6 protein-coding genes are annotated in these 9,588 nt (G+C 70.0%); all 6 read left to right on the forward strand.

The window, feature by feature from the left end; all coding sequences use genetic code 11:
- The first annotated feature begins 10 nt into the window (after positions 1-10).
- Entirely contained in the window at positions 11-4,312 is a 4,302-nt protein-coding gene (locus QR77_RS38275) for a non-ribosomal peptide synthetase (RefSeq protein WP_040026543.1), read from the forward strand.
- Between the two features lie 16 nt (positions 4,313-4,328).
- Positions 4,329-5,087: an SDR family oxidoreductase gene (locus QR77_RS38280; RefSeq protein WP_040026545.1), complete on the forward strand. Its 759-nt coding sequence runs from the start codon at positions 4,329-4,331 to the stop codon at positions 5,085-5,087.
- A gap of 139 nt (positions 5,088-5,226) precedes the next feature.
- On the forward strand, positions 5,227-6,804 hold the full coding sequence (locus QR77_RS38285; RefSeq protein WP_040026546.1) for a fatty acid--CoA ligase family protein: 1,578 nt from the start codon (positions 5,227-5,229) through the stop codon (positions 6,802-6,804).
- Positions 6,805-6,927: 123 nt separating this feature from the next.
- On the forward strand, positions 6,928-7,299 hold the full coding sequence (locus tag QR77_RS38290; RefSeq protein WP_040026547.1) for a hypothetical protein: 372 nt from the start codon (positions 6,928-6,930) through the stop codon (positions 7,297-7,299).
- 10 nt (positions 7,300-7,309) lie between these two features.
- A complete protein-coding gene (locus QR77_RS38295; protein WP_040026548.1) occupies positions 7,310-8,893 on the forward strand; it encodes a hypothetical protein in 1,584 nt (527 codons plus the stop codon).
- A 118-nt stretch (positions 8,894-9,011) separates the two neighbouring features.
- Positions 9,012-9,386: a protease inhibitor I42 family protein gene (locus tag QR77_RS38300; RefSeq protein WP_236710992.1), complete on the forward strand. Its 375-nt coding sequence runs from the start codon at positions 9,012-9,014 to the stop codon at positions 9,384-9,386.
- Positions 9,387-9,588 lie beyond the last annotated feature (202 nt).

The following is a 9,588-nucleotide window of genomic DNA, read 5'->3' on the forward strand; positions in this document are numbered from 1 at the left end:
CGAGAAGTAGATGCTCCCGGCTCAGATCCAAGCGCACGCGAGGGCTCACCCGAACTGGACGGCCGTTGCCGTGGGTCACGATCGTCTGACCTATGCCCAGCTCGACGTCTGGGTCTCACGGCTGGCCCGCCGGCTGCGCCACCGAGGAATCGGCCGCGGGCATCTCGTCGGCGTCCACCTGGACCGTACGCCCGCGGCTGTCGCCGCGCTCCTGGCCGCACTCTCCGCCGGGGCCGCGTACACCGTGATCGACCCGTCCGATCCGGTCTCCGAGGGGGCGGGCCGCCTCGCGGCGGCCCGCCCCGACCTCGTACTCAGTGCGACGCCGTACGCCGATGAACTGCGTCGGCATGGGCTCGACGTCATCGACCTACAGATCGACGTACAGGAAGACACCGGCGAGCCCCTCGACGGGGACGTGACCACTGACGCGGCACAGGACACCGACACCGCGTACGTGCTGCACACTTCAGGCTCGACCGGCGTACCCAAGGGCGTCATGGTCACGCACGCCAACATCCGGCACTACACCGAGTCTCTGCTGGAGCGGCTCGACATCACCGAGCCGCTCCAGTACGCCCACATCACCACGCTCGCTGCCGACCTCGGGAACACCTGCGTCTTCCTCGCCCTGTGGACCGGCGGCACACTGCATCTGGTCGACGACGCCACACGGCGCGACCCGGCAGGGCTGCTCCGCTATCTGCACTCCGAGGGGATCGACGTCCTCAAGACCACGCCCTCGCACTGGAGCGTCCTGCTCCAGGCGTACGGGCTCGGCGGCGCCACCCGGCCGAAGCTCCGCCATCTGCTGCTCGGCGGCGAGCTCCTGCCCCTGCCGCTGGCCCGCAGAGTCATCGCCTCCGGTATCACCGACACACTGGTCAACCACTACGGCCCGACCGAGACGACGGTCGGCGTCTCCGTCCACCTCCTGACCTCCGAGACCGACCTCGACGCCCTGGGCGACGCGGGATCGGTACCGATAGGCCGCCCGCTCGGTGCCAACCGGCTCTTCGTCCGCACGCCGGACGGCGCCTTCCACGAGCGCGACGCGACCGGCGAGCTGTACGTGGCCGGACCTTCGGTGGCACTCGGCTACCGGGGCGCGCCGGAAGCCACGGCGGCGGCGTTCACCGAGGACGTGGCAGCGCGACACCCCGGCCTCGGCGTGGCCTACCGCACCGGCGACCGGGTCCGGGCCGACGCCCAGGGGGTGCTGGAATTCCTCGGCCGCGGCGACCGGCAGGTCAAGGTACGCGGCCACCGCGTCGAACTCGGCCACGTCGAAGCGGGGTTGCGCCGGATGCCCGGCGTCACCGACGCCCTCGCGATGGTGCTGCCCGGCGAGCAGGGCCGGCTGGTCGCCGTGGTCAGCGCGGCGTCCGGTACGCGTGACCGATCGGCCGCGCTCCGAGCCCGGGCCCGGGAAGCGCTGCCGTCGTACATGGTCCCGGACCGGATCGAAGTCCTCGAAGCCTTCCCACGGACCGGAAACGGCAAGACCGACCACGCGGCTCTGCGTCAGTTGGTCGAGGAGTGCGCGACCGAGCGCAGAAGCCCCCGCTCCTCCGAAGATCCTTTGCTGGACGAGGTGTTGACGGTTTGGCGGCGCCAACTCGGTCACGACGACTTCACCCCGTACGACGACTTCTCGTCGGTCGGCGGCAACTCGATCGATGCCATCCAGGTGATCGCGGACCTCCAGTCCCGCGGCCATCGGGTATCCGCTGCGGCTTTTCTGGCCGAACCCACAGCGGCCGCCCTTGCCACCCGGCTCCGAGCGGGCGCCATGGCCGAGGCCCTCGAAACCACGGACCGCCCGGCGGTCCAGGTCCTGGCCGAGGACACCGCGCTGTCACCCGCCCAGGAATGGTTCTTCCGGCAGCACTTTCCCCAGCCCGACCAGTGGAACCAAGCGGTGCTGCTGGACGCCGACCCTCCCGTCCGCCCGAAGACCATGGCTGCCGCGGTGGCCGACGTCGTCCGCCTGCACCCCTTGCTCCGCACCGCCTTCCGCCCCGGACCCAGGGGAGTCCGCCGCGTGCTCACCGAGCCCGGCACGCCCTTCACCAGCTCCACCCTGCCGACCGCGGCCGACGAGGCCGAACGGCACATCGAGGAGACCGCCGCCGCCTGCCAGCAGCGGATCCGGGTCGAGGACGGTGCCCTGCTACAGGCCCACCTGTTCCTCGGCACCGAACGCAGTCACCTGCTCCTGGTGGCCCATCACCTGTGCATGGACGCCGTCTCCTGGCGCATCGTCACCGGCGACCTTGCCCACTGCTACGCCGAACGGCTGCGCGGCGCGGACCCGTCGCTCCTTCCCGCGCCCACCGACTTCGGCGACTGGGCCACCCACCTGCGCGTCCAGGCCCCTGCCCTGGCCGATGACCTCCAGTACTGGGACGACATCACCACCTCGCCCGGGGCCCCTGCCGCCATCGGCGACAACCGCGAGGCCGACGCCGAGACGGTCTGGTTCCGCCTGTCCCGCGCCCAGACCGACTCGCTGAATCGCACGGGGCTCCCCCCTCACGCTGTCCTGCTCGGTGCCTTCGCTCAGGCACTGGCCACAGCGCGTGCCACGGACGAGGTCGTGGTGGACGTCGAGAGCCATGGACGACTCCCACTCGACGAGGCCCTGGACGTCTCCCGCGTAGTGGGCTGGTTCACCTCCACCTTTCCCGTCAGCATCGCGTCCGTCGCCGACGACATGACGGCCACGATCAAGGCCGCCGAGGCCGCGCTGGCAGATGTGCCCCGCCTCGGCGTCGCCTACGGGCTCCACGGTCGGCCACAGCGTACCGACGTGTGCTTCAACTACCTGGGAACGCTCGCCTTCCCGCAGGAGGACGAGCTTCGGCTGTCGCCCTCACGACAGGGGCAGGGCCCGGTCCGAGGACCCGAGAACGACCGCGGCTACGCCCTCAAGCTCACCGCGCGCCTCCACGACGGCCAATTGACCGCCGACCTGTCCTACCCCTCACACCTGGACGACTCCGGACAGATGACCGGCCTGGCGCGCGACACCCGAGCGCATCTGCTGGAAGCGGCCGGACTCCCGCCGGAGGAAGGGCAGTTCGTGGTGGAGCCCGGCTCCACCACGGGTCTGCTCGTGCAAGTCCCGCGTACGCTGCGCTTCGAGCCGCCGGCCGACAGCGGCCCCGGACGCACCGGCGTTCGCGAGTACGGCACCGTGCTCCTCACGGGGGCCACCGGCTTCATCGGCGCCCACCTCCTGCACCTGCTGCTCACCCGCACCAGCGGCACGATCTACTGCCTGGTTCGTGACCGCGAGGGCCGCCCGGCCGCCGAGCGCCTGCGCGAGACGCTCGCCTGGTACCTCCCCGACGGCGACTTCGACCGCTACGCCGACCGACTCACCGTGCTGGCCGGTGATCTGGCCGAGCCCGCGTTCGGGCTGCCCGACCGGGACTACGCACGGCTGGTCCGCGAGGTCGAGGCCGTCTACCACCTCGCCGCCGACACCCGTCTGTTCGGCGACCGCGACAGCTTCGCCCGCCTCAACACCGACCCGGTGCGCACCGTCGTAGCTCTCGCCTCCAACGGCCGGCCGAAGGACCTGCACTACGTGTCCACTCTCGCGGTCTGCGGCGCCGGGCCGGAGGGCGAGCCGGCGGTCTTCTCCGAGGACACCCTCAACATCGGGCAGAGCTTCCTCAACGAGTACGAGCGCAGCAAGTACGAAGCGGAGCGCATCGTCCACGAGTTCACCGCGGCCGGCGGCACAGGTTTCATCTACCGGTCGGGGAACGTCACCGGCCACTCGGTCACCGGCCGCTTCCAGCGCAACGGCGGCGACAGCCGGCTGGTCCAACTCCTGCGCGCCGCGGTCCAGATCGGCCGTGTACCCGGCGTCGGCGCGCGGACGGTCGCACTCAGCCCGGTGGACGTGGTGGCCGAAGGCATCCTGCGGATCTCCCGGAGCGAAAGGGTGTCCGGCGGAACCTTCCACGTCGACACGCACCACGAAGTGCCCTACGCGGACCTGTTCGCCGCCCTGCGCGACCTCGGGTTCGACCTGGAGCCCGACGAGGCCGCCGACTTCGCGCCGCTGTTCGCGGCCCACCTGGCCGACGGCGACGAACTGATCGCTCTGGCCCACTTCTGGGCGAGCCGCCCGGAGCGCAACGTCCGCTACGACCACAGCCGCACCCATCGCCTGCTCACCCGCCTGGATGTGTCGTTCCCCGCACCGGACCGCAGTTGGCTGCACGCCTGGTTGACCGGCGTGATCGACCAGGGCGAGCTGCCGCTCCGCCCTCTCCATGAGCCGGCCGATCGATGAAGGACAGGGACTCAACATGACAGACCGACGCATCGCAGTCGTGACCGGAGCCTCGTCGGGGATAGGGCGGGCCGTCGCCCGTGACCTCGCCCAGCGGGGAGCCCACGTGGTGGCCGCCGGGCGGCGCGCGGAACAACTGAAGGAACTGGCGGCAGAGGTGGCCACCGCGCCCGGTCGGACCGTCCCGGTGGCAGGCGACATCACCCTGGCGGGCCACACTGAGGAACTGTTGGCCACGGCCGAGCTGGAGTGGGGCCCTGCCGACGTGTTCGTCGCCGCCGCCGGGCAGGGCCTGCCCGGCACCGTACTGGGTTCCGACCCGGAGCGCTGGGAACAGCTCGTAGAGGTCAACTACCTCGCCATGCTGCGCCAACTCCGCGTGGTGGCTGCCGAATTCCGCGAGCGAGCGGAGGCCGACGACGGCGCGCGAGCACGCGACATCGTGGTCATCGGCTCGACCGCCGGCCGGCAGGTCTCAGCGGCCAATCCGGTCTACGGCTCGACCAAGTTCGCGGTGCACTCCCTGGTGGAGGCACTGCGACAGGAGGTGTGCCGGCACAACATCCGGGTGACGCTCATCGAACCGGGCTTCGTACGCTCCGGGTTCCAGGAGGCTGCCGGCTACGACACGGCGTGGTTCGAGGCGATCGCCGAGGAGAACGGGCCGTTGCTGGTCCCGGAAGACGTCGCCGAGGTCGTCGGGTACGTGATCGGACGCCCGATGCACGTCCACCTCGACGACATTCGCCTGCGCCCCACACGCCAGCGAGTCTGACCGGCCGGCAGGCCCGTCAGCCGGCCGGCTACGCGCTCAAGCTGCCCGCGGCCGCGGCCCTCGGCCACGAGCGCCGCCACGCCCTCACAACCGCCCAATCCCGCACGGCCCGAGAGAGAGCCGGCGAAGTGGAGTTCCGATGTCTTCGAATGAGAATTATGCCCGCCGGGTGCTTGAGGCGTTGGCGGCGAACCCCGATCGGACTGCCCTCTGGCGGGAGGGGGAGGTGCTCACCGCAGGCCAGTTCTCCAGGGCGGTTCTCACGGCGGCGGAAGTCCTGCGTCGCCATTTCACGGAGCACCGGGCTCCAACCGCAGGCGGCAAGGTCCCGGTTGTGACGGTGCTGACCGTCACCAACAGCCCGGCGACCATCATCTTCCGCTACGCGGCCAACCTCGCCGGAGCCACGCTGGTCCACCTGCACTCCACGAACGCGGTGGATCCCAGGGACCAACTGGCCGCCGCCGGACGGCAGAAGATCCTCAGCAGGACCGGGGCGACCTTTCTCGCCGTCGACAAGGAGAACCTGGACGCGGCCCGCGACCTGTGCGACCGACTGCCCGAGCCACCGCGCCTCGCCGCACTCGGCACCCTCGGCCCCGATGTCCTGGACCTCTCGGCGGGCGACCCGGACGCCTTCGACCTCGACACCGTGGATGCCGACCCCGAACAGCCGGCCGTGGTGATCTGCACCAGCGGAACCAGCGGCAGCCCCAAGGCCGTCACGATGCCCTTCCGCGTCCGCGACCACTACCTCGAGGTCGGCCTCAAGATGGGCTTCCAGTCCCCGGAGCCCCTTGTGTACCTGTCGACCCTGCCGGTCAGCAGCTCCAGCGGCTCCGTCGTCGACCTCGCGCTCGCCTCCGGCGGAACGGTCGTCCTGCACGACGGCTTCGAGGCGGGCAACGTGCTACGAGCCGTCGAACAGCACCGCGTCTCCACGCTCGCGATCACCCCACCGCAGCTCTACATGCTGGTCGACCACCCCGACCTCGCCACCATCGACCGGTCCAGCCTCACGAACATCACCTACGTCGGCTCCCCGGCGTCGCCCGCCCGACTGGCCGAGGCGCTCGACGTATTCGGCCCGGTACTGCTCGGCCTCTACGGGACGACGGAGACCAGCCCCATCGGCGTCCTCACCCCGCAGGACCACTCCGACCCGGAACTCCGCGGGACCGTCGGACGCCCGGCGGTGGAGGTACGCATCCGCGACCTCGACGACGACCACGACCTCCCACCAGGCGAGATCGGCGAGGTGTGCGTGCGAAGCCCGTCCACCATGCTCGGCTACTGGGGCGAACCGGAATTGACCGCCGCGACCATCCGCGACGGCTGGGTACACACCGGCGACCTCGGCTCCATCGACGCCAACGGCTTTCTGCGTCTCCACGGCCGCATGGGCGAGGTGATCAAGACCAACGGCATCAAGGTCCGCCCCACGGACGTGGAGAACGCCCTGCTGACCCATCCCGAGGTGGCTCAGGCCGCGGTGTACTGCGTGATCGACCACGACCAGGTGGAGCACATCCACGCCGCCGTCGTGGCACGACCGGGCGCCACCGCCGACGCCGGGACGCTGATCGGTCACGTGGCGGCCGAGCTGACCCCGAAGCACGTACCAGCCGTCGTGACGTTCCACGACGCTCTGCCCCTCACGGGCACCGGCAAGCCGGACAAGCAGACGCTGGCCGTACGGTACAGCGGCACGGCATGACCCTGACTGCGACGCCCGCCGCACCGAGGACCCGGATCACGGCGGTCGAGTGACCTTCTTCTACGCGGTGAGTGAGTGTTAGCCTGCCTGCGGTCATAATCGAACACATACGGGGGAGACGCGGTGGGCTTTGACGGCTACCAGATCAAGGCGGGTATGACCGGCCAGGCCAAGCAACTCGACGACGCCGGTACGGATATGGACGGCGTCAGCTCGGCCGTCAAGTCCCGCGCGAGTTACTCGTACGACGACGCCGGCGGCAATGACGCCGCGTCGGCGCTCAACGCGTTCGTCAAGGCGTGGGAGGCGGAGGCCAAGACACTGGCGTCGGCGTTGCACGAGCTCGGTGGCAAGGTGCAGTTGGCCAAGAAGATCTACCACGGCACCGACGGCCTGGTGAAGACGCAAATGGGCGGCGTCACCGTCGAGGGCGCGAGCGGCCTCACCGGCGCATCGACGCAGAGCGGTCGCACCTCGGCCCTGTCGAGTTACTGAGGTCGGGCCGTTGTCGTTCTTCTCCTCTCCTCTCGATTCCCCTTCCTTCCGCCTCTCGTGGCTCGCCGGTCTGTCCAAGAAGATGCTCGGTGCCGGGAGCAAGAATGAGCTCATCGATCTGATCGGCGACGCCCTCTCGGTGCCCGAACCAAGCGGCGACCAGGGCGTGTTGGAGGGCCTGGCAAGGCTCTACAGCGGCCAGGTCGGCCCCGTCGACAGTGTCTTCGACCAAGTCGACCGGGTGGGCCGCAAAGGCCTTCCTGAGGTATGGGTCGGCGACACCAGCGTCCTCGCCTCCGAAGCGGTGAACGCCGCGGGGCGGGCCGTGACCCAGATGAGCGAGGCGTTCCACGGCTGCTCGACGGTGCTGCTGACGCTGGCCGACGCGATCGGCGCCGCCCAGCGCAAGGACGCGCAGGGCCGTGGACAGTTGCTGGAGCAGAAGAAGACGCTCGGCGGCAAGGACGGGTTCTTCGACGACCTGCACGAGAACGACGAGGAGGAGTGGGACCGCAAGAACGCCGCCCACTTCGGCTCGTACGCGGTCGACTTGATGCATGCCGCCGTCTCCGACGCGCAGGAGGCCACCCGCGTCGCGGCCCGGGACCTGAACAAGTGGGCCGCCGAGGCGCGGGCCGGGAAGATGGAGACCAGCGAACTCAGCGCCGTCGACAAGCTGATGCTCGCCGACACCGGCGTCGCCGGCGCCGACACCGAGCTGAACGAGATCCTCACGCCCGGCGACCTGGCGCGCGCGTCGACGCGTATGGACCTGCTGAGCCTCGACGACGAGATGGCCATGGAGCGGATGCTGGCGAAGTCGGACAACCCGCAGGAGCGGGCGTATCTGATGAAGGCCCTGGCCGCCGGCCACAGCGTCGCCGAGATCGGAAAGTTCCAGGAGAAGATCCACGGCAAGGACCCCGATTGGCTGCGCCGGCACCTCACTCCGGTGGTCACCGCCTCGGACAGCATGAACGACGAGGGCCTGGGGTCGGACGGCTCGAACAACAACAAGGACTTCGTCACGTTCGACGGCCAGCGGTGGATCCAGGGCGGCGACGGCTCCGAGGGCACCTGCGTGGCCTCGTCCACCGTCACTTCCCGCGCCATGGTCGACCCCATGTACGCGCTCGATCTCACCGGTGGTCCCGACGGGCAGCAGGACGACCCAGAGGCATTCAAGCAGCGACTGGTGGCCGAACAGCACCGGCTGCACACCGAAGGTGACGGCGGCGAGAACTGGGGCGGCATGGGGCCGGAGGGGCAGGAACGGATCGACGACGACGCCATCGGCAGTGCCACCGGCAGTGACTACCAGCGCCAGGACCTGAACAGCGCCGCCGACCGCAGAGGCGTCCTCACCGAAGTCGAGAAGTCGGTGGCACAGGGACGGCCGGTGCCGGTCGACGTCTCGGGCGAGAAGGGCGCCCACGCGATGACCATCATCGCCCAGGAGGGTGACATGCTTCAGGTGTACAACCCTTGGGGCTCGACCACTTGGGTCAGCGAAGACGACTTCATCAACGGCCACATGGGCAAGGCTTCCGACAGTGATCTCCCTAACGCGTACAGCGTCTATCTTCCGCGGTAACAGAAGCGGTGCCGCGGTCGCCGCGGCCGCGCTTCTCGCTCTCGCCACCGGGTGCGGCTCTGGCACCGACGGTACCGACGAACCGACCGGCGGCTCCGCGAGCACCACGAGCCACCCGGTGAAGGACACCAGCATCACTGCTGAGCCGGGCGAGCGCTTCACGCTCACCGTCGACCAGAACGCCTCCACCCGCGAGTACTGGTACCTGGTCGACCCCGAGCCCGACAGCTCGGTGCTGGTCAGCCGCGGCCAGGACTACGCGTCTGACTCCGGCGGCGAGTCGGTGCCCGGTGACGGCGGCCGGCTCACCTTCACCTTCGAGGCCAAGGGGAAGGGGACCACCCGGTTCACGCTGCTGCACTGCACCTTCACCACGTGCCAGGGCAACACCTCCACGCTGCCGCCCGAGACGACCGAGCCCTCCGCCACCCCGACCACGGGGGCGGCCTCCCCGGCTCCCGAGCGCATCACCTACACCGTCACCGTCAACTGAACCGCAGCGGACCATTCAGTTGAGACGAGATAGCCGAGGCCCCGCCATGAACGACGCCGCGTACCCGCCGGACCGCACGGACGACGAGCTGGCCCGGCTCGACATCACCGTCCTGCTGCGTTACGGCCTCACCGCCGAGCCCGGCACCCGGCGCACCGCCCTGATCGGCGACGGTGCCGCGGCCGCGGCCGTCATCCTCGAC

It is taken from the genome of Streptomyces sp. 150FB (assembly GCF_000818195.1).
Taxonomy (GTDB): Bacteria; Actinomycetota; Actinomycetes; order Streptomycetales; family Streptomycetaceae; genus Streptomyces.